Source organism: Burkholderia torrens (assembly GCF_984668525.1).
In genome coordinates, this window is the sequence record NZ_OZ480211.1 from 782,198 (window position 1) to 805,887 (window position 23,690).

Consider the following 23,690-nt stretch of genomic DNA (forward strand, 5'->3'; position numbering starts at 1 on the left):
ATTTTCTGAAATGAACAAAGGTAGCGAGTATGTTGTTTATTACGGGGGGCGCTGGGTTCATCGGCGGAAACTTTGTTCTCGATTGGCTTGCCGGTTCGGATGAACCCGTCGTCAATCTCGATAAGTTGACTTATGCGGGGAACCTGGACACGCTGAAATCGCTGGAGGGCGATTCGCGGCATCATTTTGCCCGGGGTGACATCGGTGATCGTCAGCTTGTTTCAAGGCTGCTCGCCGAGCATCGGCCACGTGCAGTGATCAATTTTGCTGCCGAGTCACATGTCGATCGTTCGATCCACGGCCCGGGCGAATTCATTCAGACGAACGTTGTCGGGACCTTCAATCTTCTCGAGGCGGTGCGCGCCTATTGGTCCGACCTCGCGGCAGACGAGCGCCAGGCGTTTCGCTTTCTGCATGTCTCCACCGACGAAGTGTTCGGCACGCTCGGCGCGGATGATCCGCCGTTCACCGAAACCAATACGTACGAGCCGAATAGCCCGTATTCGGCGAGCAAGGCGGCATCGGATCATCTGGTACGCGCCTGGCACCATACGTACGGGTTGCCGGTGGTGACCACGAATTGCTCGAACAACTACGGTCCCTATCATTTCCCCGAGAAGCTGATTCCGCTGATCATCCTGAATGCGCTGGCCGGCAAGCCGCTTCCGATCTACGGCGATGGCCAGCAGATTCGCGACTGGCTCTACGTCAAGGATCACTGCTCGGCGATCCGCACGGTCCTGGCGAATGGTGCGCTCGGCGAAACCTACAACGTCGGCGGCTGGAACGAGAAGCCGAACATCGAAGTCGTGCGCACGATCTGCGCGATCCTCGATGAGCTGCAGCCGCGCGATGACGGCAAGTCGTATGCGGAGCAGATCAGCTTTGTCCAGGACCGGCCGGGCCATGATCGCCGTTACGCAATCGATGCTCGCAAGCTTGAGCGCGAACTCGGCTGGAAGCCCGCCGAAACCTTCGACACGGGTATCCGGAAGACGGTCGAGTGGTACTTGACGAATCAGGCTTGGGTGAAAAACGTCACGAGCGGCCAGTATCGTACGTGGATCGACCGTCACTACGGGGAATAGTCGCCTGACAAGTCGCAGCATGCGGCGAGACGAACCGGTGCGAGCATGCGCGTCGCGTCGCGGCGCTTGCGGAAGTACGTAGCGTCGATCTGACGTTGTGCATTTCCGATATCGCAGCGGTTGCGGCACGTGAGTTTCGGCATCCTGCTGCGCGACCGATGGATGTCCGTCCCGATTGCGGCAAGTTGATCGCGAGGGTCGGGGTATCGGTCTCCGATTGGCGCATGGCCTAGTGACGCATTCGAGCAACTGTACGACTGAAACGGAAGAAGAACAAGCATGAAGCGCAAAGGCATTATTCTTGCCGGAGGGTCGGGTACCCGCCTTTATCCGGCGACACAGGCAGTCAGCAAGCAACTGCTGCCGATCTACGACAAACCGATGATCTATTACCCGTTGAGCACGCTGATGCTGGCGGGGATCCAGGACATCCTGATTATTTCAACGCCCCAGGACACACCGCGATTCGAGCAGTTGCTGGGAGATGGATCGCAGTGGGGGATCCGTCTGCAGTACAAGGTGCAGCCCAGCCCGGACGGGCTTGCACAGGCGTTCGTGCTAGGCGAGTCCTTTATCGGCGGCGATCCTTCTGCGCTGATTTTGGGCGACAACATCTTCTATGGCCACGATCTCGGCGGACTGTTGAAGAGCGCGGTCGGCAAGACCGCTGGCGCCCAGGTGTTCGCCTACCATGTACAGGATCCTGAGCGATATGGTGTTGTCGAGTTTGATTCTGCCGGCAAGGCGATCAGCATCGAGGAAAAGCCCGATGTGCCGAAGTCGCACTACGCGGTGACCGGCCTCTATTTCTACGATGAGCAGGTGGTGGACTTTGCGAAATCGTTGAAGCCGTCCCGGCGCGGAGAGCTGGAGATCACCGATCTCAACGCGCTATATCTGAAGGATGGTTTGCTCAACGTGCAGACGATGGGGCGCGGATTTGCTTGGCTCGATACCGGCACGCACGATTCGATGCTCGAGGCCTCGCAGTTCATCGCGACGATGGAGCACCGGCAGGGACTGAAGATTGCCTGTGTCGAAGAGATTGCCTATCGGTTCGGCTATATCGCCGATGAGCAGCTGGAGCGTCTCGCGCAACCACTCGGAAAAAACGGCTATGGCCGTTACCTGCAGAGCATTCTGAAGGAAGGAAAGGGGCGGTGAACGCAATTGCGACCGCCATTCCGGATGTGAAGATTTTCGAGCCGAAGGTATCGGGCGACGTGCTGTTATCCGGAACGGATGCAGCGGCGCCTGCTTTCGAGGATGCCGAATACTTTTGAGTCGCTTCCCGCGCAAGCCCATGTTTGACTTCAATGCCCTGCGCCTGACGTGGGGGATGCCGTTCCTGGTCGATTCATCCGGTGCTGAAATGCACGTGTCGGAGGAACGGCCGGGAACCCGAGTGTATCTGGTCGACGTCCGGTTGCTGCCGGGTTGGTACATGATCGAGCTGCGCACGAGCGGTCATGCGGCGCAGGTACGAGCGCGGGTAAGGCTGCCCGGCGGCCCATCGGCTGCAACGCTGGCGATGGCGCTCGGCGCGCGGCAAGTGAGCAAGCGGCTCGTGCACCTCCCGGTGCGGGGAAAGATCGCAATCGAGATTGATTTCGACGATCCGTCCGTCGATCGCATCGAGACGTTCCGTCTTGCCCGGGTCACGTCGCGGTTCGCGCATTCGCGCATCATGACCAAGCTCGAAGCGCTGCATCCGAGGTACAAGCCGTGCGGCGATGATTACGACCTGGCGGAGAGTCGTCGCGGGCGTGGCGACATGGCGCAAGCGTGGCGCGACTACTGCTGCCTGTTTGACGATTCGGAACTGCTGGTCGGGTATCCCGACTGGATTCGTCACTTCGATACGCCGAGCCTCGACACATACAAGGTCATGCAGGACAGTCTGCATCGGTTTACTGCCAGTCCGGTGTTCGCGATCGGCATGGAGGTGTCCGATGCGTCGTCGCCGCATTGGGAAACGGCGATCCGTTCGGTTGCAGCGCAGATCTATCCGAACTGGCAACTTCTGATCGTCGATCGACGCTCCGGCTCCGACCGCACCGATCTGATTCCGCGGGACCTTCGTGCCGATGCGCGCATCCGTGTCATTCCGGATCGCGCTTCGGCGGACGTACACTCGACCCTTGACCGTGCACTTGTCGAAAGCGGCAACTGGGTCGTGTTCTTCGGACAGGATGACGTACTCCCGCGACATGGCCTCTACGTCGTGGCCGATGCGATCGACCAGCGCCCCGACGTCGATCTGCTCTATTCGGACGAGGACTGCATTGACGTCGATGGTGTTCGGCATAGTCCACGGTTCAAGAGCGACTGGGATGAGGACCTGATGCTATCGTCGGATCTGTTTTCCGGCCTTGGCGTTTACCGAAACGAAGTGTTTGCGTTGTCCGGCGGACGGGATCATCGCTACGGAGCTGCGTCACGTTACGACATGACACTGCGGTGTCTCGCGCATACCAGCCGGGATCGGATCGTGCACATTCCGCGTGTGCTCTACCATAAACGTGCCGAACCCGAATCGATTCTGGACCCGGTTGCCCGACGCGATGCGCGCGATACAAGTAGGCTCGCGGTCGTGCGCCACCTGTCGCGGGCCGGTATTCAGGCAACGGTCTCGTCGACGGCATACGGCCATCACGTACGGTATCCCGTGCCAGAACAGGCGCCGCTCGTCACGCTCGTGATTCCTACCCGCAACGGGTTCTCGCTGCTTAGCCGTTGCGTCGATTCGATTATCGCCAAGACGCACTACCGTGCATTCGAAATCATCATCGTCGACAATGGATCGGATGACCCGGACACGCTCGACTACATGGCGCGGCTTGCAGTCGACCATGGGGTAAGGATCCTGCGGGACGATCGTCCGTTCAATTATTCGGCCCTCAACAATCGTGCGGTCGATATGGCGAGAGGAGAATTCGTCGCGCTCGTCAACAACGATGTGGAAATCATCGATGGCGACTGGCTCGACGAAGTGATGGGGCACGCGCTGCGGCCGGAGGTCGGTATCGTCGGCGTCAAGCTGCTCTATACAAATGGAAGCGTTCAGCATGCGGGCGTCATCGTCGGGCTCAGCGGCTGCGCGGATCACGTGCATCGTGGGTTGGGCCGCGACGAGCCGGGATATCAGGGACGTGCGGTTACGGTGCAGTCCTTGTCCGCGGTCACTGGTGCATGTCTTGTCGTTCGGCGGTCTTTGTATCGGCAACTGGGTGGCTTGAACGAGGTCGACCTCGCAGTTGCGTTCAACGACGTCGATTTTTGTCTGCGTGTTCGTCAAGCGGGCTATACGGTGCTCTGGACGCCGCACGCCGTGCTGTATCACCACGAATCCGCAACGCGGGGGCAGGACGATACAGCCGAGAAGATGGCCCGTGCCGCTCGGGAGATTGAATACATGCGGCGCCATTGGCATGACCTGATCGCGAATGATCCGGCTTATAGCCCGAATCTCTCGCTCGATCGATTTGATTGTCAGTTGGCGTGGCCGCCGCGCGTAGCATCGCTCCGGCGTCTCGCGCTCCGTGCGCCCGGGGCAGCGGGAGATTGAGTACCGATCCTTGACCATAGCCTTGTCGAGGCTTGCTCCGTGCGGACTTGAGGTGGTTCACCATACTCGCTCAAGCGGTGCGCGACGGAATCGCGAGACTGTGTGTACGCTGTCCCCGCGTGCGCTCCGCGCTCGATATTTCGGGCGGCGGGACCGGTTTTTCACCGGTAGCTTCATCCATTTTTGATCAATATGAAAGATTTTCTCCTGTCGATAGTTCGTCGAACCGTTCGATTCAAGGTCAATCCGGTCCGGGATCTGACTTTGTCCGGGGCGATGTCTTCCGACTGGATGTCGACGGGTGAGCATCCCGCTTTCGACCTGGAGCCTGAGAGCGCGGGCGACGTCGTTCCGACGGGCTGGGTGTACATCGAATCCCGAATGGTCAGGCGGGGGGCGCATCTGGTGGCCCGGCTCCACGTGGATACCGGAGCGGGCTTTTCCGATGTGGAATCCTTCGTCATTCCAGCGACTCGACTGGGAAATATCAAACATATCGTCAGGATTCCGCCCGCTGCGCGCCGCCTGCGGCTGTCACCCATGCGCGGTGAAGGTGTCGTCCGGGTGGATTTTCTGCGAATCACCGAAATAACACGCGCGGAGAGGGTTGTCAGAATGGTCGAGTGGGTAATCGGCGATTTGATAAAGTTCAAAAACACCAGCCAGGCAAGAAAATATAATATTAACTGGACTCGTTTGCTGACGGATCTGGGCGGCGCATACGCAGATTGTGCAAAGTTGCGATTCCATTCCGCCCCGATGGATTATGAGTCGTACGTAAGAAGGTTTGACACTCTGCGTCAATCCGATGTTGCCGAGATCAAGCAGCACATTGCTTCTTTCGTGAGGAGGCCATTGATTTCGGTCCTGATGCCCGTGTGTGCGGCGTCAATTGATTACCTGAAATCGGCCGTGCAGTCTGTTCTCGGGCAAATTTATGAAAATTGGGAATTGTGCATTGTTGTCGACGAGGCGCGTGACCGGGAGGCGGTCTCGTATTTGAGAGCCGTCTCGGAAGCCGATGGTCGGATAAAGATTATTTTTCAGAATGCGGGTGGATATGTATCGATTGCGGCGAATAGCGCTCTCGAAATGGCGGCGGGGGAATTTATCACGATTCTCGGCCGAAATGATGTTCTCTCGCTTCATGCTCTGTATTTCGTTGCTCTAAAGGAAAACGAAATTGACGGGCTAAATATAATATATTCGGACAAGGACAAAATCGATCGGCACGGGATCCGTGGTGATGGATGCTTCAAGAGCTCGTGGAATCCCGACTTGTTCTTCTCCCATGACCTGATTTCGCATCTGGCTGCGTATAGGACATCCGTCCTGCGCGAGATCGGCGGGTTTCGGCTCGAATTCGAGGGCGCGCAGGACTACGATCTCGCACTCCGCTGTGTGAAAGCGAGCGCGGCGTCCCAGATTGGTCATATCCCGCGCGTGCTCTATCATTCCCGGCGAGAAAGTGAGCCCGGATGCGTTGATTCAGATCTGGGCAATATCGTTGGCCAGGCTGGGCAGAGAGCGCTTTCGGATTACTTCAAGGATCAACCCGGAGTGAGCGTTTCCCGCGGGTATCTTGCCGGAACTTATCGGGTGCAGTATCCGGTACCCACCCCCGCGCCAAGGGTGACCATCATCATACCGACTCGGGATGGCGGTCCGTTATTGAAGAAATGCATCCACAGCCTGTTTTGCGGAACCTCCTATGAAAATCTGGAGGTAATCGTCGTCGATAATCAAAGCGAAAGCCAGGATACGGTCGATTATCTGAAATCGTTGTCCGCGCAAAGCGATGTTATGGTTTTGAAGTATGATTTTCCTTTCAATTACTCGGCAATAAACAATTTTGCTGTCAAATATGCGTCAGGCGATGTGCTGTGCTTTTTGAATGACGATGTGGAAGCACGCGAGTCGGATTGGCTGAAAGAGATGGTTTCGCACGCGTGGCGCCCGGAGATCGGTGCCGTAGGGGCGAAGCTGCTCTACGCGGACGAATTCATCCAGCATGCGGGTGTGGTGATGGGGATTGGCGGTTTCGCCAGCCATGCGCACAAGCTGTATCCTTCGACGCACCCGGGCTATGCTGGACGAGCGGTGCTGACACAAAATTTCTCGGCAGTCACGGGAGCATGCCTGGTCATGCGTCGTGATGTATTTCAAGCCGTCGGCGGATTTGATGAAGAAAATCTTCCGGTGGCATTTAATGATGTCGATTTGTGCCTCCGCGTGCGGGAAGCGGGTTATCGAATATTGTGGACCCCTTACGCAGTCTTGTATCACTACGAGTCCTATAGCAGGGGCGACGATCAGATGTCTCCCGAGAAGCGTGCCAGATTTAATGGGGAAAAGAGCTTCATGCTTTCAAGGTGGTGTACCGATCAATTAAATGACCCATACTATAATGTAAATTTGACGCTTGATCGGGAAGATTTTACTATTGCCGATTTTCCAAGGGCATATGATCCTTGGCGGGCTCGGGTGGAATGAGTTGTTTGTTGTATTTTTTGAAATTCTTCCCGGAGGCGGGTGGGGTGTCATGAAAGGCGGGGGATTTGGTTGTTATTTTATCTCTCTGGTATTTCCTGGATTAAATAAAGTTACGCAGAAGGAATATTCATGGATGTAAAAAAGCGTTTGCTTCCCGGTATTCCATTGATCGAGTCTCCGCTGTTCGACGCCGAGGTCGGGCAAGCGGAGTTGACGCCCGGGGAGCGCGAGATTGCGGTTGCGTTGAATCGTAACGGCTATGCGGTGATCGATTTTCCCGATACTGAACTCGATGCGCGGATTATGCGGATTCGTGAGCGCTTGGCCGCGCAGTTTGTGGAAACGGGATTAAGCAGCGATGGCGTGGTCCATGGTGCCGGTCGTATCCAGGACGCGTGGATAAAGGACCCGGACGTCAAGGCAATTGCCACCAATCGCCAGATGCTGGATTTGCTCGAACGCCTGTATGGTCGGCCGGCATTTCCATTCCAGACGCTCAATTTCCGGGTTGGCACGCAGCAGCCGTTGCACACCGATGCGGTGCACTTCTCGTCGATCCCGCAGCGCTTCATGTGCGGGGTGTGGGTCGCTCTCGAAGACATCTCGCCGGAGTCAGGGCCGCTTCAGCTGGTCCCCGGATCGCACAACTGGCCGATGATCGACAATGCAACGGCCGGTCGACGCGGGTTTGGCGTTTCCAGCGATTCGGCGCAATTGCCATATCAGGAAATCTGGGATGCCATGGTGGCGGCGAAGGGGGCCAGCATCAAGACATTCGAAGCACGTAAAGGGCAGGCGCTGATCTGGTGTGCCAATCTGCTGCACGGAGGGAGTCGGCAAATCGATCCGGCAATGTCTCGCTGGTCGCAGGTGACGCATTATTTTTTCGATGATTGCGTCTACTATACGCCCGCGTTTTCCGACGAATACCTGGGCCGTCTGCAGCTTCGCAATCTGGTCAACATCGTCGACGGTACACCCAGGCCCAATTCCTATCTGGGTGAGGCGGTCACGCAGTCGCAGGCGGGCACGCCGCGCAAGTCGCGAACGCTGACGGGGCGACTGCGCAAGTGGATGCAGGGTTGATGCGTGCCGAATGTGGAGGGCCGTGCGACGACCTGCTACGCGCCGGGTGACGGACCGGCGCGAAGCGGGCGGCATGCTGGCGGGGAGGGGCAATGAGTGCGGATGCCGGCCTGCTGTCGAACAGGTCCGCCCGCCTGCAAGTATGTGACGCTCGTACGAAATCGGATTCGGCGAGAAGCATATGTCGTTTTTTTGACGATCACGCATATTTCTCATTTGTATTGCAATGAGGTATCCTCCCTACCTTCGGCGGTCATTGCCGCCTCATTCAGCCATTGAGGCCGACGCGAGAGAATGCGGGATTGCGCGCATTACATGTGCCTTTCTAGATCATTGCGCTCGCGCTTAGCTTCTCTTCGGTGCTCCATTCAATAACTTAGATGCCGCGCTCGTTTCTCGTGCTGCAAGGCACTGCCTCGCTGTTTTTCTATCAACTCGCGCGTGCGCTCCAGGACAAGGGGTTTGCCGTCCATCGAGTAAATTTTTGCGGTGGCGATTTGTTGTATGGCGGGACAGGGGCTGTTTTGAATTATAGCGGCAGGGTTGAGAATTTGCCCCAGTGGTACGACGATATCGTGCGTCGAGAGGGGATCACTGACGTCGTCATGTTCGGCGACTGCCGAGACATTCATCGCGAGATGCTGGGAGTCTCGGCGGGGCATGATCTGCGTGTTCACGTATTCGAAGAAGGTTACGTTCGGCCGCACTGGATCACGCTGGAGAACCACGGTGTCAACGGCCGCTCGTTGCTGCCGCGCGACCCTGCATGGTATCTGCAGCAACGCAGCGTGACACCGCCTGCCAGACAGTGGCAAGCCACGGGCTATAACCTGTATGAGCGCGCGTTCCATGACATTGCGTATCGTTTTGCGAACACGCTGTGCTGGCCCCGGTTTCCGAGGTATCGCAGTCACCGGCCTAAAAACGGATTACTCGAGTATTCGGGGCTTGCTGTCCGGATGCTTTTGCAGCGCAAGCACCGGCGTGAAGCAGAGCGGGTCACGCGGGAATTGCTCGGCAGCGTGCGACCTTACTACTTGTTTCCTCTGCAATTGAATTCGGATGCGCAAATCGTCGTGCATTCTTCTTTTGACGGCATCCGGGCGGCAATCAGCCATGTATTGGAATCCTTCGCGCGAAATGCACCACGAGATGCACTGCTGGTCATCAAAAATCACCCGCTCGATACAGGCCTGATCGAGTATCGTAATTTTTCGCTTAAAATTGCGCGTGCCGCAGGCATGGAAGATCGGATTCGTTTCATCGACGCCGGTCACCTTCCGACATTGCTCGAACGCGCACGCGGGGTTGTGGTTATCAACAGCACGGTTGGTCTGTCTGCACTACATCACAAGCGGCCACTGGTTGCACTCGGCTCGGCTATCTACAATTTCAGCGGTCTGACCTGGCAGGGTGATCTCGATGACTTTTGGCTTGGCGGAGTGCCCCCTGATATGGATCTTTATCACGCGTTCCTTGACTACGTGATGCATCACACTCAGATCAACGGTGATTTCTACACCCGGTCCGGTATCGCAATGGCCATTGCCGGCGCGGTCGAGCGGCTAGAGCGTGCGGATGGCTAGGGCGCCGGTCCGGAATGTCGTCGTCACAGGTGCAAGCGCAGGCCTCGGACGTGCTCTTGCGCTTGCGTATGCGCAACCCGGTACCGTGCTGGGCATCGTTGGCCGGAACGAAGTGCAACTCGAATCGACCGCGGCGGCCTGCCGCGCGCGCGGCGCGACAGTGATCGTCGGTATTGTCGACGTGCGGGACGCAGAACCGGTTCGTGCATGGATGCATCGATTCGACGATCAATATCCGATCGACCTGCTTGTCGCCAACGCAGGTGTCGCAAGTACGCTGTCCTCCGCGTCCGACTGGGAGGACCTCGACCGTACCACTGAAGTAGTCGACACGAATTTCTACGGTGCGATGCACACGATCCTCCCCGTTGTCGAGCGCATGCGTGCCCGCAAGCACGGCCGCATCGCCGCGGTCAGTTCCCTCGCCGCGCTTCGCGGCATGGCGATTTCGCCCGCGTACTGCGCAAGCAAATCGGCGGTCAAGGCTTATGCCGATTCCGTTCGCCCTCTGTTGAAGCGTGACGGTGTCGGCATCTCGGTCATCCTTCCCGGCTTCGTCAAGACGTCGATGAGCGACGTGTTTCCCGGCGACAAGCCATTCATGTGGACTGCCGATCAGGCTGCCGCACACATTCGCAGAAAACTCGATGCCGGCCGCGCGGAAATTGCATTCCCGGGCCTGCTTGCATTCGGCATGCGCCTCCTGACCTTGTTGCCCGTCACGTTGGCCGACACGATCCTCGACAAGCTTTCGTATCTGCCTGGCAAGGAAGACGTAAATTGACGGGCGCTATCTGGATCGCGTTCGCCGTTTCGGCCGGCATATCGTTTCTGCCGGACCTGATCGCAGTTCCGCGTGCGTCGTTGCGGCGTCGCGCAGATGCGCTGCTGTTGCACGTGGTTTCCGTCGTGTTCCTCGCGTCGCTGATGCTGCTTGCCACCGCGCGCCCGATCTTCTCTGCGTCCGTTGCGGTCGCGCTGGTCGGGCTTGTCGCGGTCGTCAGCAACGCCAAATATGAATCGCTGCGCGAGCCGTTCGTTTTTACCGATCTCAGCCTTTTCAGTCAGTTGTTCTCGCACCCTCGGCTCTATCTGCCGTTCCTGAGCGCAGGCAAGATCGTGGCGATCGGCGCAGGGATCGTGCTCGTCATCTTTGGCTATCTCGCCGAGGCGCCGGTCACGCCGCGTCCGGTGCTCGCGCTGGCGGCTGTTGTTGCATTTACATTCTTACTGGCGCGATACATTGCAGCTCGCCTGCCATTGGAGCTCGACGCCGAGGAAGACCTGCGCAGTCACGGTTTTTTCGCAGTCTTCATCGCATACTTGCTGAACGGCATGCGTCCCGCGACATTCGAAGCATTCCAGCGAGTGGTCGAAGCGGGGCCCTTCGTCTCAGGTACGTCGGTGCAGCACCCCGACGTCATCATGATCCAGAGCGAATCGCTCTTTGACGTGCGGCGCATTTCACCGGCGGTTGCGCCAGCCGTGCTCTCCCAATTTGATCGAGCGCGAAGCGAAGCCGTATGCTACGGCGAGCTTTCGGTGCCGGCATGGGGCGCAAACACGATGCGCACTGAATTCTCGATGCTGACCGGCCTGCCGTTCGAGCGCCTCGGCTACGCGCGCTTTTATCCGTATGCGTTCTTGCGCCGTGCGTGCGCGTCGATCGCAAGCTGGTTCGGTCGCGGCGGTTACGAAACGCTGGCGATTCATCCGTACTACGCTGATTTCTTTGGCCGCAATCGTGTCTTTCCGTTGCTTGGATTCAACACATTTCTCGACATCGAATACTTTGCCGACGCGCCGCGTGCCGGTCCGTATATCTCCGATGCAGCCGTGCTTGACGCAGTGATCGCCGCGCTGGAACGCGAGAGCGAGAAACCGCGTTTCATTTTTGCCATGACGATGGAAAACCACGGCCCATTGCACCTCGAGCAGGTTTTGCCTGGAGAATCATCTTCGAGGCATACTCTTGGCGAAGATGCCTGCTGGCGCGACCTGACTGCCTATCTGCGGCACATTGAAAATGCAGACGCAATGATCGGGCGCTTGCTCGATTATTTGCGCACCCGTGATCGTGAAACAGTCGTTTGCTTTTACGGCGACCACGTCCCCGCATTGCCTCATGTTTTCCAGAAGCTGGGCGTTACCCCGCAACGCAGCGACTACTTCATTTGGCGAAACTACGGCACAGACACTCCCGAATGCCGGAATCTGGCAGCCGAAGAGCTCGGTTCGGTACTTTTGCATGTGGTACAAGATGACGGAAGTCGTGCGGAAGAGCCGTGCGCATCCGAGAAAGCGACATAAAAGATGAACAGTAAGATTGCAATAATTGGGGTGGCTTGTCGGTTTCCCGGGAGCGCTAACAATCTTGGCGACTTCTGGCAACTGCTGCGCGACGAACGCGACGCAGTGACCGAGATCCCCGCCGACCGCTTCGGTACCGACTTCTACCGGCACCCGTCCAAGCGCGAACCGGGCAAGAGCTACACGTTCGCGGCCGGTGTGCTCGACAACGTCGCCGGCTTCGACACCGCATTCTTCGGCATTTCCCCGCGCGAAGCGGCCCAGATGGACCCTCAGCAGCGCCTGCTGCTCGAACTCGCGTGGGAAGCATTCGAAGACGCCGGCGTGCGCCCGGCCGACATGCGCGGCAGCAACTGCGGCGTCTTCGTCGGCGCCGCCAGCATGGATTACGGCAACCGCAACATGGACGATCTGAACGTGATCGATCCGTATTCGGCGACCGGCAACACCCTGAGCATCGCGTCGAATCGCGTGTCCTATCTGTTCGACCTGCGCGGCCCGAGCATGTCCGTCGACACGGCCTGCTCGTCGTCGCTCGTCGCACTCCACCAGGCCGTCAAGGCGCTGCAGTCCGGCGAAGCCGAGATGGCGCTCGCGGGTGGCGTCAACCTGCTGCTGCATCCGTTCGGCTTCGTCAGTTTCTCCAAGGCGTCGATGCTGTCGCCGCGCGGCCGTTGCCGCGCGTTCGATGCGACCGGCGACGGCTATGTGCGCTCGGAAGGCGGCGCATTCGTGCTGCTCAAGCCGCTGGATCGCGCACTCGCCGACGGCGACACGATCCATGCAGTCATCGCCGGCTCCGGCGTGAACTCCGTGGGCCATTCGCCAGGCGGCATCAGCGTGCCGGGCGCGGCCGCGCAAGCGTCGCTGCTGCGCAGCGTGTACGCGCGCGCCGGCATCGATCCGCAGTCGCTCGCGTACCTCGAGGCGCACGGCACCGGCACGGCAGTCGGCGATCCGATCGAGGCGCGCGCGCTGATCGACGTCGTGTCGGGCGAGCGCCCGGCGGACCGTCCGCTGCTCATCGGTTCGGTGAAGACCAACATCGGCCACCTCGAAACGGCCTCCGGCATGGCCGGCCTGCTGAAGGCCGTGCTGTGTCTGAAGCATCGCGCGGTGCCGCGTTCGCTGCATTTCGTCACGCCCAATCCCGGCATCGATTTCGACGGCGGGCGCCTGCGCGTCGTCGATCGCTACATGCCGCTCGAAGCGAGCGACGCGCCGCTGACGGTCGGCGTCAACTCGTTCGGCTTCGGCGGCACGAATGCGCACGTCGTGCTGACCGAGGCGCCGGTCGCAAACGACGTGACGGCGACAGCGCCCGAGCCGGTTCAAACGCAGCTGTCTCCGCTCGTGCTGACCGCGCGCAGCACGCCTGCGCTCGGCGCACTCGCAGGCCGCTATCTGGCGATGCTCGACAACGGCGGCGACTGGCAGGCGCTAGCCGCCGCGGCCGCGCGTCGCCGCCAATGGCTCGAACATCGCGCGATCGTCGCACCGGCCGACGTGGCCGAAGGCCGTGCGGCGCTTGCCGCACTGGCCCAACCGGCCCACGAAGGCCTGCCGCACTGCGTCGCAACCGGCCAGGCACCCGCCGACGCGCTGCGCACCGCGCTCGTGTTCTCGGGCAACGGTTGCCAGTGGGTCGGAATGGGCAACGAGCTCTATGCGGAGAATGCCGTTTTCCGCGCGGCGCTCGACGAAGTCGATGCGCTGTGGTGTGCCGACGGCAGCCCGTCGCTCGTCGACGTGATGCGCGGCGGCCCGAGCGCGGAATGGCTGGCCGGCGCGGGCGCCGAATGGCTCGCCGCGACGGAGAACGCGCAACCGCTGCTGTTCGCGATCCAGGTCGGCATGATTCGCGTGATCGATGCGCGCGGGATGCGTTACGACGCGGCGATCGGCCATAGCGTCGGAGAAATCGCCGCGGCGTGGGTGACGGGCGCGCTGTCACTCGCCGACGCGGTGCGCGTGATCAAGATCCGCAGCCGCGCGCAGGCGATGACGCGCGGCAGCGGCCGGATGGCGGCCGTCGGCATCGGCGACGCGGCGGCACGCGAGCTGATCGCGCGCCACGGGCTCGCGCGCCGGGTCGAGATCGCCGGCATCAACAGTCCCGATGCCGTCACGCTCGCGGGCGAGCTGCAGGGTTTGCAGGCGCTGGAGGCGGCGCTGCGCGGCAGCGGCAAGTTCTTCCAGATGCTGGATCTCGACTATGCGTTCCACAGCAGCCACATGGATCGCATCGAGCCGGTCGTGCTGGCCGAACTGGCCAGCCTGCGGCCGCAACCGGGCAACGGCGCGTTCGTGTCGACCGTGACCGGCGGCGCGCTTTCCGGCACCAAGCTCGACGCGCGCTACTGGTGGCGCAATATCCGCGAGCCCGTGCGCTTCGGCGACGGCATCGCGTACCTGATCGAGCAGGGCGTCCGGTTGTTCGTCGAAGTGTCGCCGCATTCGATCCTGCGCACGTACGTGAAGCAGGCGTTCGCCGCAGCCGGCGCGACCGGCGCGGTGCTGCCGACGCTCAAGCGCGATCACGGCAGCGCGGCGACGCTGCGGCAGGCGATTCTCGCGGCGATCGCGCACGGCGCGAGCGTCGATCCCGACCGCTTTGCACCGGGCACGTCGCGTGCGGCGTTGCCGTCCTATCCGTGGCAGCGCGACCGCTTCTGGCTGACGCCGACGGTCGAAGGCTACGGCCTCGTCAATCGCCGCCGCGAGCATCCGCTGCTCGGCTATCGGCTGCACGAACACGCGTTCGGCTGGGAAAACCAGCTCGATCCGGCAAAGCTGCCGATGCTGGCCGATCACGTGGTCGATGGCGGCGTGGCATTCCCGGGCGCGGGTTATGTGGAAATGGCGCTCGCCGCGGCGCGTACGTTCTTCGACACGGCGGACGCGGCACTCGAAAACGTCGAGATCCGCACGCCGGTCGTGTTCCAGCCGCAGCAGGCGAAGCTGTTCCGGCTCGTGATCGAGCCGCGCACCGCGACTTTCACGATCGAGACGCGCGACCGGATGTCCGATGGCGCATGGACGCTGAACGTGACGGGGCGGATGCTGGAAAGCGGTAGCGTGCTGGGCGCGGCGCGCTTCGTGCCGTCCGGCACGCTGGAGCGCCTGCTCGCGCTGCCGGCCGCCGATGGCGACACGCTGTACGCGAACACCGCGGCGATCGGCCTGACGTACGGGCCGGCGTTCCGCTGGGTCCGCACCGTGCGCGTCGCCGCGGGCGACGATGCGGCGCTGGCCGACGTCTCCGCACCTGCCGCATGCGGCGATGCGCGGGCGCTGTCCGCCTATCTGCTGCATCCGGCATTGATGGACAGCGGGTTTCATCCGCTGTTCGCGCTGCTTGCCGCGCACGCGCGCGACGGCGAACATCCGGCTTACGTGCCGGTGCAGATCGGCCGGGTCGACTATCTGCGCGGCGACACGGTCACTCGCGTACTCGCGAGGATCGACCGGCGCAGCCCGCATTCGGTCGTCGCGCATTTCGAATTCCTCGACGCGCAGGGCGCGATCGTCGCGCGGCTCGGCGCTTGCCGGTTCCGGCGCGTCGATCTCGTCGGCCGCCGGCAGAACCTGCCCGCGCGCTTCGTGTACCGCCTCGAAGAGGTGCCACTGCCGGGCGAAGTCGATGCCGCCGGCCTGCCGGCGCCCGACGCGCTGCTCGCGCAAGCGGTCGCCCGGCTCGATACGGCCGAAGACGACGGCCGCCGCACGCAGCATCTGACCGAAATCCTGCCGCTGCTCGATGTGCTCGCGAGCCTATACGTGCTGCGTGCGTTCGATGCGCTCGGCGCGTTCGCCGCTGCATGGCGGCCGGCGCCCGGGCGCGCGGCGCTGGCGGCACGTCTTGCCGACATGCTCATCGAAGACGGCCTGGCTCATCGCGACGGCGCGCACCTCGTGCGCGACGACGCGGCGTGCGCGGCGTTGCCGCCGCTCGACGAGCTGTGGCGCGGGCTGCTGGCCGAATCGCCGGGGCACGTGGCGGAGCTGACGCTGCTTGCGCATTGCGGCGCGGCGTTGCCCGACGTGCTGAGCGGCGCGAAGGACGGCACCCGCTGGCTGTCGCCGACCGGGCACAGCCTGGTCGAGCAACTCCTTGCCGCATCGCCGACCTGGCAGCACGTGCACGCACTGCTGACGGCCGGCGTCGAGCAGGCGGTCGATGCGTGGCAGCCGGCGCGCCGGCTGCGCGTGCTCGAACTGGGCGCGACGGACGGCGACGTGCTGCAGACGCTCGGCATGCATCTCGCGGCCGCGCGCTGCGATCACACGATCGCCGCGACGGCCGGCCAGCTGGCCGGTTTCGATACGGACGCGGAAGCGGCGGTGCGCACGGTGGCACTGCAATCGGGCGAGCGGCTGTCGCTGTCGGCCGACGATGCCGGGCCTTACGACCTGATCGTCGCGAACCGTGCGCTGAGCGGCCGTCACGATGTGGCCGACGCGCTGAATGCGATGCGGTCATGGCTGGCGCCGGGCGGATTGCTGCTGCTGGCCGAGCCGCGCCGCGGCCGCTTCTCCGATATCGTGTTCGCCCCGCAGGCGGCGTCCACGGAAGTCGATGCGCCCGCGCCGCTGGCGCCGGCTGATCTCGAGGCGGCGCTCGCACGCGCGGGCTACGTCGACGTCGTGCGGCACGTCGAGCAGTCGCTCGATCTGGACGGCACGCCGACGTTCGTCGTCGCGCGTAATCCCGCGAACACGATGGCCGCCCAACGTGGCGGCGACCCGAGCGATCTCGATACGCTGGCACGCAACGAACAATGGCTCGTGATCCACGCGCCGGATGCGGTCGACGGCTTCGGCGGGCAACTGGCCGATGCGCTTGCGCTGGCGGGCTATCCGGCCGATATCGTGGACATCACGCACGCGGCCGACGCGATCGCGTCGCTGCCGGCCGGGCAGCCGGCGCACGTCGTGTTCTGCGCACCGGACACGCCGCTCGCGGAAGCAGCGACGGGCGACGGCCTGATGGCCGCGCAGCGTTACGGCGCGATCGCGCTGGCGGCACTCGTCCGCGCGCTCGGCGCGCAGCCGCACGCGGCCACGCGATTGACCGTCGTCACGCGCGGCGGCGCGCCGTTTGCCGGAGCCGCGAATGCGCACCCGGAGCAGGCGACGCTGTGGGGCCTCGGTCGCGTACTCGCGAACGAGCATCCCGAACTCGCGTGCCGCCTGATCGACGTCGATCGCGCGGCGGCCGGGATTCCCGATGCGCTGATTCGCGAGCTGACCGGCCCGGCGGTCGAGGAGGAAGTTGTCCTGAGCGCGCGCGGGCGGCTGGTGCCGCGCATGCTGACGGCTGCACAGGCGGCAGCGCGCGACGATGGCGCGATCGCACGCGCGTCGGTGCTCGCGTTCGACGCACCGGGCTCGTTGCGCAATCTCGAATGGTTTGCGTTGCCCGAAAGCGCGCTGGGCGAGGACGAGGTGGAAATCGAGCCGGTTGCCACCGGCCTGAATTTCCGCGACGTGATGTATGCGATGGGGCTCCTGTCCGATGAGGCGGTCGAGACCGGCTTCGCGGGCGCGACGATCGGCATGGAGCTGTCCGGCCGCGTCGTGCGGGTCGGCCCTGCCGTGACCGCATTTGCGCCGGGCGACGCGGTGCTCGGCTTCGCGCCGGCATCGTTCGCGACGCGCGTCAGGACGCGCGCGCAAGCGATCGCGCTGAAGCCCGAACGCCTGTCGTTCGAGGAAGCGGCGACCGTGCCGACCACGTTCTTCACTGCGTATTACGCGCTCGTCGAACTCGCGCGGCTGCGCCGCGGCGAACGCGTGCTCGTGCACGGCGGCGCGGGCGGCGTCGGCATCGCCGCGATCCAGCTCGCGCGCCACTTCGGCGCGGAAGTGTTCGCGACGGCCGGCAGCGACGAGAAGCGCGAGTTCGTGCGCCTGCTCGGCGCCGACCACGTGCTCGATTCGCGCAGCCTCGCGTTCGCGGACGAGATCCGTGCGATGACGGGTGGGCAGGGCATCGACATCGTGCTGAACTCGCTAGCCGGTGAAGCGATGGTGCGCAGTATCGACACGCTGCGTCCGTTCGGCCGTTTCCTCGAGCTCGGCAAGCGCGATTTCTACGAGAACAGCCATATCGGGCTGCGGCCGTTCCGCAACAACATCAGCTATTTCGGCATCGATGCCGACCAGTTGATGGGCGCGTTGCCGGAGCTGACCGAACGCCTGTTCGGCGAAGTAATGGCGCTGTTCGCGGCAGGCGTGCTGCATCCGCTGCCGTATCGCGCGTTCCCCGCCGAACGGGCCGAGGATGCGTTCCGCTACATGCAGCAGGCGCGCCAGATCGGCAAGGTGCTCGTGACCTATCCGTCCGGCACGCCGGCGCCGACGCGCGGCGTCGCGGGCGCGGGTTCGCTCGTGCTCGATCCGCAAGGCACGTACCTGGTGGTGGGCGGCACGGGCGGGCTCGGTTTCGCGAGTGCGCGCTGGATGGTCGAGCGCGGCGCACGCCGGCTGACGCTGGCGAGCCGCTCCGGCGAACTCGCCGCCGCGGCGCGCGACGAAGTCGCATGCTGGCGCGACGTGCTGGGCGTCACCGTCGACGTCGTGTCGTGCGACGTGACCGATGCCGCGGCGGTCGACGCGATGATTGCCGCGATCGTCCGGCGTGGCGCGCCGCTGAAGGGCGTGCTGCATTCCGCGATGTCGATCGACGACGGCCTCGTGCGCAATCTCGACGATGCGCGCATGGCCGCGGTGCTCGCACCGAAGGTGGCAGGCGCATGGAACCTGCATCGCGCGACGCGCGGGCTGCCGCTCGACCTGTTCGTGGTCTATTCGTCGGCGACGACCTATCTCGGCAATCCGGGGCAGTCGAACTACGTCGCGGCCAACACGTTCCTGGAAGCGCTGGTCGAACATCGCCGCGCGGCAGGGTTGCCGGGCACGTTCATGGCCTGGGGGCCGCTCGAGGACGTCGGTTTCCTCGCGCGCCACGCCGATACGCGCGAAGCGCTGCAGTCGCGGATCGGCGGTGCGTCGATCACGTCCGACGAGGCGATGGTTGCGCTCGAGCGCACGCTGGTCGCGGGCGCGGCCGGCGAAGCCGTGGTCCGGCTCGACTGGCACGCGGTCGCGCGCGGCATGCCGGCCGCGAAGGCGCGCCGGTATTCGCGGCTGCAATCGAATGCGAGCGGCGGCGATGCGCGCGACGGCGGCACGCAGCTGCGCGAAGAAGTGCTCGCGTTGCCGCGCGACGAAGCGGTCGCGCTGGTTGCGCGGACGCTGCAGGCGCAGATCGCGCGGATCCTGCACATGACGCCCGATCGCATCGCGCTCGACAAGTCGGTGCTCGACATGGGCATGGATTCGCTGATGGGAATGGAACTCGGCCTCGCGGTCGAGGAAGCGTTCGAGGTCAAGCTGTCGGTGATGGCGATCGCCGAGGGCGCGTCGGTGACGACGCTGGCCGCGCGCATCGTCGATTCGATCGGCGCGTCGGCCGATGCCGGCTCCGATGCTGCGGCAGCGACCGTTGCTGCGCAGGAGGCCGTCGCGGCGCTGGCCGCGAAGCACGCGATCGAAGGCGAAGCGCGTGCGATGCTCGACACGCGGCCGTCGCCCGGCACCGGTCATGCGTCGCCGACACTGGAGGTCACTCGATGAGCGCGCCGGCCGGCTGGGCGGCGCGTCAGGGCACGCTGGCACGCCCGCTGACGATCGACGGGCACGGGTTGCACACGGGGCGCCGGGTCGGTGTGCGGATCCTGCCCGCGCGTCCGGAAGATGGCGTGACGGGCATCGCGTTCCGGCGCATCGAGCACGGGCGCACGCTCGCGACGCTGCCGGTCGATCCCGCGCTGCGCCGCGCGCAGCCGCTCTGCACGATGCTGCGCAATGCCGACGGCGTCGGCGTTCGCACGGTCGAGCATCTGCTCGCGTCGCTGCTCGCGTGTGAGATCGATCATGCGATCGTCGAGCTCGATGCGGAGGAAGTGCCGATTCTCGATGGCAGCGCAACGCCGTGGGTCGACGCGATCCGCGCATGCGGCCGCGTCGCGCTCGATGCGCCGAAGCGCTTCATCCGCGTGCTGCGGCCCGTCGTCGTCACGGACGGCGACGGCGACCAGCGGCGCGAAATGCGGATCGAGCCGGCGCCGCGTTACGAATTGAGCGTGCGCAACGACCTGCGCGGCTTCGGCGACATGCACTGGGACGGCGCGCTGACGCCGGCCGCGTTCGAAACCGAAATCGCGCCGTCGCGCTCGTACGGGCGCGTGAAGTGGGCCGTGCCGGCGATCGTCGCAGGCTATCTGCGCGGTGTGCCGATCCTGCGCGGCGCGCGGCCGTCGTGCACCGCGTCCATCGTCGGCAATCGCGTGCTGGGCGGGATGCGGCTGCCGGAGGAATTCGTCCGGCATCGCGTACTCGACCTGGTCGGCGATCTCGCGCTGGCGGGCGCGCCGCTGCTGGCGCGCGTGAGCGCGTTGCGGCCGAGCCACGAGATGAATTTTCGGCTGGTCGATGCGCTGCTGGCCGCGCCGGACGCATGGCAGTGGGCCGAGTTTTCCGACGCGTGACGCCACGCCTTTTAAAAATACGCGGCGTAACATAGCGCCTTTTCGAGATACAGCGAAGGAAGCAATGGCACTGGGAGAGCATCTTCGCCAGCAACTGGCGGCGAAAGCGTTGAAACGGCAACTGGAGCGCGCGACGGATGCCGCCGCGGCGCCCGGTGTGCCCGGCACGCCGGCTGCACAGACTGCTTCGGCACGCAGCCGCTTCGAGTCGATGCCGCAGTATCAGCAGGTCCGGATCATGCGCGAGATGGGCGAGAAGCTGCGCGTCGACTCGCCGTTTTTCCGTGTGCACGACGGCGTCGCCGGCGCGACGACGCAGATCGGCGGCCGCGAATACCTGAACTTCGCGAACTACAACTATCTCGGCCTGGCCGGCGACCCGGACGTGTCCGCGCGCGCGAAAGCCGCAATCGACCGCTACGGCACATCGGCATCGGCGAGCCGGATGGTCGCGGGCGAACGCCCGGTGCAACGCGATCTCGAACGCGCGCTGGCCAGTTTCTACGAAACCGACGACTGCGTCGCGTTCGTGAGCGGCCACGCGACCAACGTGACCGTGATCGGCGCGCTGTTCGGCCCGGGCGACCTGGTCGTCCACGATGCGCTCGCGCACAACAGCATCGTGCAGGGCGCACAGCTGAGCGGCGCGAAGCGGTTGAGCTTCGCGCACAACGACTGGCAGGCGCTCGACGAATTGCTGTCGCGCGTGCGCCGCGAATACCGGCACGTGCTGATCGCGATCGAGGGGCTGTACAGCATGGACGGCGACTTCCCCGACCTGCAGCGCTTCGTCGACGTGAAGACGCGCCATGGCGCGTTCCTGCTGGTCGACGAGGCGCATTCGCTCGGCGTGCTCGGCGCGACCGGCAAGGGCATCCGCGAGCATTGCGGCGTCGCGCCTGACCAGGTCGACATGTGGATGGGCACGATGAGCAAGACGCTGGCCGGCTGCGGCGGTTTCATCGCCGGCTGCCAGCCGCTCGTCGACATGCTGCGCCATCTGGCGCCGGGCTTCCTGTACAGCGTCGGGCTCGCGCCGACGCTCGCCGAGGCGTCGCTGGCCGCGCTCGAACGCCTGCAGGCCGAGCCGGCGCGCGTCGCGCAGCTGCAGGCGCGCGGGCGGCAGTTCCTGACCGAAGCGCGTGCTGCCGGGCTGAATACGGGCACGAGCGCGGGCTACGCGGTCGTGCCGGTGATCACCGGGAGTTCGCTGAAGGCCGCGCAGTGGGCGAACGCGATGTTCGACGAAGGGATCAACGTGCAGCCGATCTTCTATCCGGCCGTCGAGGAAAAGGCGGCGCGGCTGCGCTTCTTCATCTGCTCGACGCACGAGCCGGAGCAGATCAGTCGGACGGTTAATGTGTTGTCGCGGCTGGCGGGACGCAGCGCATGACGCAGGCCGCCGCGTTTGCGCAGGCGGTCCAGCGCGCTGGTGAGGCCGCGCGGTTTCGCGTGGCCGATGCGGATGACGCGGCTGCGTGCGGGCCGCTCGTGTTTGCATCCGGCGTGGCCGAATTCGGCTTCTTTCTCGGCGAAAGTGACGCGCGGTGCATCGCGTTCCTGCAGCAGGCGTTCCGGTCGCGTCACGGGCGCTTCTCGTGGCGCCGGCATCGCGTCGCGGTTGACGACGATGGCACCGTGCTCGCCGTGATGGCGATTCACGACGGGCGGCGGACGACGTTCGACGACGTGCATGTCGTGTGGGCACTCGCGCGCTTCTTCGGCGTGCGTCGCACGATCGGCCAGTTGTTGCGCGGGCTGATCCTCGAAACGGAACTCCCGGCGCCGAAGCGTTCGCAGATCCTCGTCGCGCATTGCGCGACCGACGAACGGCAGCGCGGCACGGGTATCTTCAGTGCGCTGTTCCGCGATGCGCTCGATTCCGGCGCGTTGCCGGCCGACGGCAGCCGCGAAGTCGTGCTCGACGTGCTGACCCGCAACGTGCGCGCCCGCGCACTGTACGAGCGGCTCGGGTTTGCCGCGCTGCCGCGGCGGCGCGCCCGATCGCACCGGCTGCCCGCCGAACTCGATTCGATCCGGATGCGGTTCTCGCGCCGCGCCTGACGGCGCGTGCGGCGCCGCCCGCTACTTATGCCGCGGCGCGAACGGCCGCTGCTGCACATCCGCGCCATGCGCGACGATCGCCATCCCTTCCGGCACTTCCTCCCACGCGCCACGCAAGTCGACGAGCGGCTCGGACACGACCATGAACGCGTCGTCGCCGGCTTCGGCGATGCGCGGGTTATGCGGATACAGCTCGTGCAGGTGCTTGAACGACGTGCTGTGGAACAGCGAGCGCGATTGCCGTTCGCTCGAGTAGCGCACCGCGATGATCTGGTCGCCGTCGGTCGCGCAGATCGTCATGTTGAGCGGATCGGCCACGCGGTGCCGCGCGGCGGTTTCCTCGACCATGCCGACCATCCGTTCGAGCGCCGGCAGCGGCGTCTGTTCGAGGCCGTAGGTCAGCGCCAGACGGAACATCAGCTCGGAATCGGTCGAGCCTTCGAGCGTCGGGAACAGCGCGGGATCGACCTTCATCGTCAGGTCGCGGCGCAGCTTGTGGAAGTCGCGGATCAGCCCGTTGTGCGCGAACAGCCAGCGGCCGTGGCGGAACGGGTGGCAGTTGGTTTCCTGCACCGGCGTGTCGGTCGCCGCGCGGATATGCGCGATGAACATCCGTGAGCGAATCGCGCGCGCGGCTTCGCGCAGGTTGCGGTCGTTCCATGCGGGATGCACGGAGCGATAACGGAACGGGAGTTCGTCGGGGCGCCCGTACCAGCCGAGCCCGAAGCCGTCGCCGTTCGTGGTCGTGGCGCCGAGCTCCGAATGCAGGCTCTGGTCGATCAGCGAATGCTTCGCGCGGAACAGCACGGTTTCCAGATGGATCGGATTACCCGTATAGGCGAGCCAGCGGCACATGGAGCGCTCCTTCACGATGGATCGTTCGCGCATGGTAGCCGACTTCGCAGCGTGTCCGCGTCCGTGCGTGGCGCGACAGCTGCCG

Annotated in this window: 14 protein-coding genes; 13 read left to right on the forward strand and 1 reads right to left on the reverse strand. The window is 63.8% G+C overall.

Annotated features, from left to right (window positions below; genetic code table 11):
- Positions 1–29: 29 nt before the first annotated feature.
- The 13 genes from rfbB to AC5LXX_RS03630 all read left to right on the forward strand — a co-directional run bounded on the left by rfbB (position 30) and on the right by AC5LXX_RS03630 (position 22,750).
- Positions 30–1,088 carry a dTDP-glucose 4,6-dehydratase gene (gene rfbB / locus AC5LXX_RS03570; RefSeq protein ID WP_493410494.1) on the forward strand — a complete coding sequence of 353 codons (1,059 nt, stop codon included), beginning with the start codon at positions 30–32 and terminating at the stop codon, positions 1,086–1,088.
- Between the two features lie 279 nt (positions 1,089–1,367).
- Positions 1,368–2,252: a glucose-1-phosphate thymidylyltransferase RfbA gene (gene rfbA / locus AC5LXX_RS03575; protein WP_493410495.1), complete on the forward strand. Its 885-nt coding sequence runs from the start codon at positions 1,368–1,370 to the stop codon at positions 2,250–2,252.
- Positions 2,249–2,371 (forward strand): hypothetical protein, encoded by a 123-nt coding sequence (locus AC5LXX_RS03580; protein WP_493410496.1) that lies wholly within the window; start codon positions 2,249–2,251, stop codon positions 2,369–2,371. Before rfbA ends, AC5LXX_RS03580 begins: the two co-directional genes overlap by 4 nt.
- 20 nt (positions 2,372–2,391) lie before the next feature.
- Positions 2,392–4,656 carry a glycosyltransferase family 2 protein gene (locus AC5LXX_RS03585; RefSeq protein WP_493410497.1) on the forward strand — a complete coding sequence of 755 codons (2,265 nt, stop codon included), beginning with the start codon at positions 2,392–2,394 and terminating at the stop codon, positions 4,654–4,656.
- A 192-nt stretch (positions 4,657–4,848) separates the two neighbouring features.
- Positions 4,849–7,149 carry a glycosyltransferase family 2 protein gene (locus tag AC5LXX_RS03590; RefSeq protein ID WP_493410498.1) on the forward strand — a complete coding sequence of 767 codons (2,301 nt, stop codon included), beginning with the start codon at positions 4,849–4,851 and terminating at the stop codon, positions 7,147–7,149.
- A gap of 129 nt (positions 7,150–7,278) precedes the next feature.
- A complete protein-coding gene (locus AC5LXX_RS03595; protein WP_493410499.1) occupies positions 7,279–8,235 on the forward strand; it encodes a phytanoyl-CoA dioxygenase family protein in 957 nt (318 codons plus the stop codon).
- A gap of 380 nt (positions 8,236–8,615) precedes the next feature.
- Positions 8,616–9,821, forward strand: a complete 1,206-nt coding sequence (locus AC5LXX_RS03600; RefSeq protein ID WP_493410500.1) for a capsule polysaccharide biogenesis protein — start codon at positions 8,616–8,618, stop codon at positions 9,819–9,821.
- Positions 9,814–10,605 (forward strand): SDR family NAD(P)-dependent oxidoreductase, encoded by a 792-nt coding sequence (locus tag AC5LXX_RS03605; RefSeq protein WP_493410501.1) that lies wholly within the window; start codon positions 9,814–9,816, stop codon positions 10,603–10,605. Before AC5LXX_RS03600 ends, AC5LXX_RS03605 begins: the two co-directional genes overlap by 8 nt.
- Positions 10,602–12,131, forward strand: a complete 1,530-nt coding sequence (locus AC5LXX_RS03610; RefSeq protein ID WP_493410502.1) for an LTA synthase family protein — start codon at positions 10,602–10,604, stop codon at positions 12,129–12,131. Before AC5LXX_RS03605 ends, AC5LXX_RS03610 begins: the two co-directional genes overlap by 4 nt.
- Positions 12,132–12,134: 3 nt before the next feature.
- Entirely contained in the window at positions 12,135–19,772 is a 7,638-nt protein-coding gene (locus AC5LXX_RS03615) for an SDR family NAD(P)-dependent oxidoreductase (RefSeq protein WP_493410503.1), read from the forward strand.
- The gene (locus AC5LXX_RS03620) at positions 19,769–20,686 is read left to right on the forward strand and encodes a UDP-3-O-acyl N-acetylglycosamine deacetylase (RefSeq protein WP_493402404.1); all 918 of its coding nucleotides are present in this window, start codon (positions 19,769–19,771) and stop codon (positions 20,684–20,686) included. The genes AC5LXX_RS03615 and AC5LXX_RS03620 overlap by 4 nt, the downstream gene beginning before the upstream one ends.
- A 64-nt stretch (positions 20,687–20,750) precedes the next feature.
- Complete coding sequence (locus tag AC5LXX_RS03625) at positions 20,751–22,079, forward strand: aminotransferase class I/II-fold pyridoxal phosphate-dependent enzyme (RefSeq protein ID WP_493410504.1); 1,329 nt, start codon at positions 20,751–20,753, stop codon at positions 22,077–22,079.
- Complete coding sequence (locus tag AC5LXX_RS03630) at positions 22,076–22,750, forward strand: GNAT family N-acetyltransferase (protein ID WP_493410505.1); 675 nt, start codon at positions 22,076–22,078, stop codon at positions 22,748–22,750. Before AC5LXX_RS03625 ends, AC5LXX_RS03630 begins: the two co-directional genes overlap by 4 nt.
- 21 nt (positions 22,751–22,771) lie before the next feature.
- Here AC5LXX_RS03630 and AC5LXX_RS03635 read toward each other — a convergent pair whose 3' ends face one another.
- Complete coding sequence (locus tag AC5LXX_RS03635) at positions 22,772–23,605, reverse strand: class II glutamine amidotransferase (RefSeq protein WP_493411082.1); 834 nt, start codon at positions 23,603–23,605, stop codon at positions 22,772–22,774.
- Between the last annotated feature and the right edge of the window lie 85 nt (positions 23,606–23,690).

Excerpts from the sequence above, each read along its gene's own strand:
- rfbB (WP_493410494.1), top strand. The coding sequence starts at position 30 with ATGTTGTTTATTACGGGGGGCGCTGGGTTCATCGGCGGAAACTTTGTT.
- rfbA (WP_493410495.1), top strand. The coding sequence starts at position 1,368 with ATGAAGCGCAAAGGCATTATTCTTGCCGGAGGGTCGGGTACCCGCCTT.
- AC5LXX_RS03585 (WP_493410497.1), top strand. The coding sequence starts at position 2,392 with ATGTTTGACTTCAATGCCCTGCGCCTGACGTGGGGGATGCCGTTCCTG.
- AC5LXX_RS03590 (WP_493410498.1), top strand. The coding sequence starts at position 4,849 with ATGAAAGATTTTCTCCTGTCGATAGTTCGTCGAACCGTTCGATTCAAG.
- AC5LXX_RS03595 (WP_493410499.1), top strand. The coding sequence starts at position 7,279 with ATGGATGTAAAAAAGCGTTTGCTTCCCGGTATTCCATTGATCGAGTCT.
- AC5LXX_RS03600 (WP_493410500.1), top strand. The coding sequence starts at position 8,616 with ATGCCGCGCTCGTTTCTCGTGCTGCAAGGCACTGCCTCGCTGTTTTTC.
- AC5LXX_RS03605 (WP_493410501.1), top strand. The coding sequence starts at position 9,814 with ATGGCTAGGGCGCCGGTCCGGAATGTCGTCGTCACAGGTGCAAGCGCA.
- AC5LXX_RS03615 (WP_493410503.1), top strand. The coding sequence starts at position 12,135 with ATGAACAGTAAGATTGCAATAATTGGGGTGGCTTGTCGGTTTCCCGGG.
- AC5LXX_RS03620 (WP_493402404.1), top strand. The coding sequence starts at position 19,769 with ATGAGCGCGCCGGCCGGCTGGGCGGCGCGTCAGGGCACGCTGGCACGC.
- AC5LXX_RS03625 (WP_493410504.1), top strand. The coding sequence starts at position 20,751 with ATGGCACTGGGAGAGCATCTTCGCCAGCAACTGGCGGCGAAAGCGTTG.
- AC5LXX_RS03630 (WP_493410505.1), top strand. The coding sequence starts at position 22,076 with ATGACGCAGGCCGCCGCGTTTGCGCAGGCGGTCCAGCGCGCTGGTGAG.
- AC5LXX_RS03635 (WP_493411082.1), bottom strand. The coding sequence starts at position 23,605 with ATGTGCCGCTGGCTCGCCTATACGGGTAATCCGATCCATCTGGAAACC.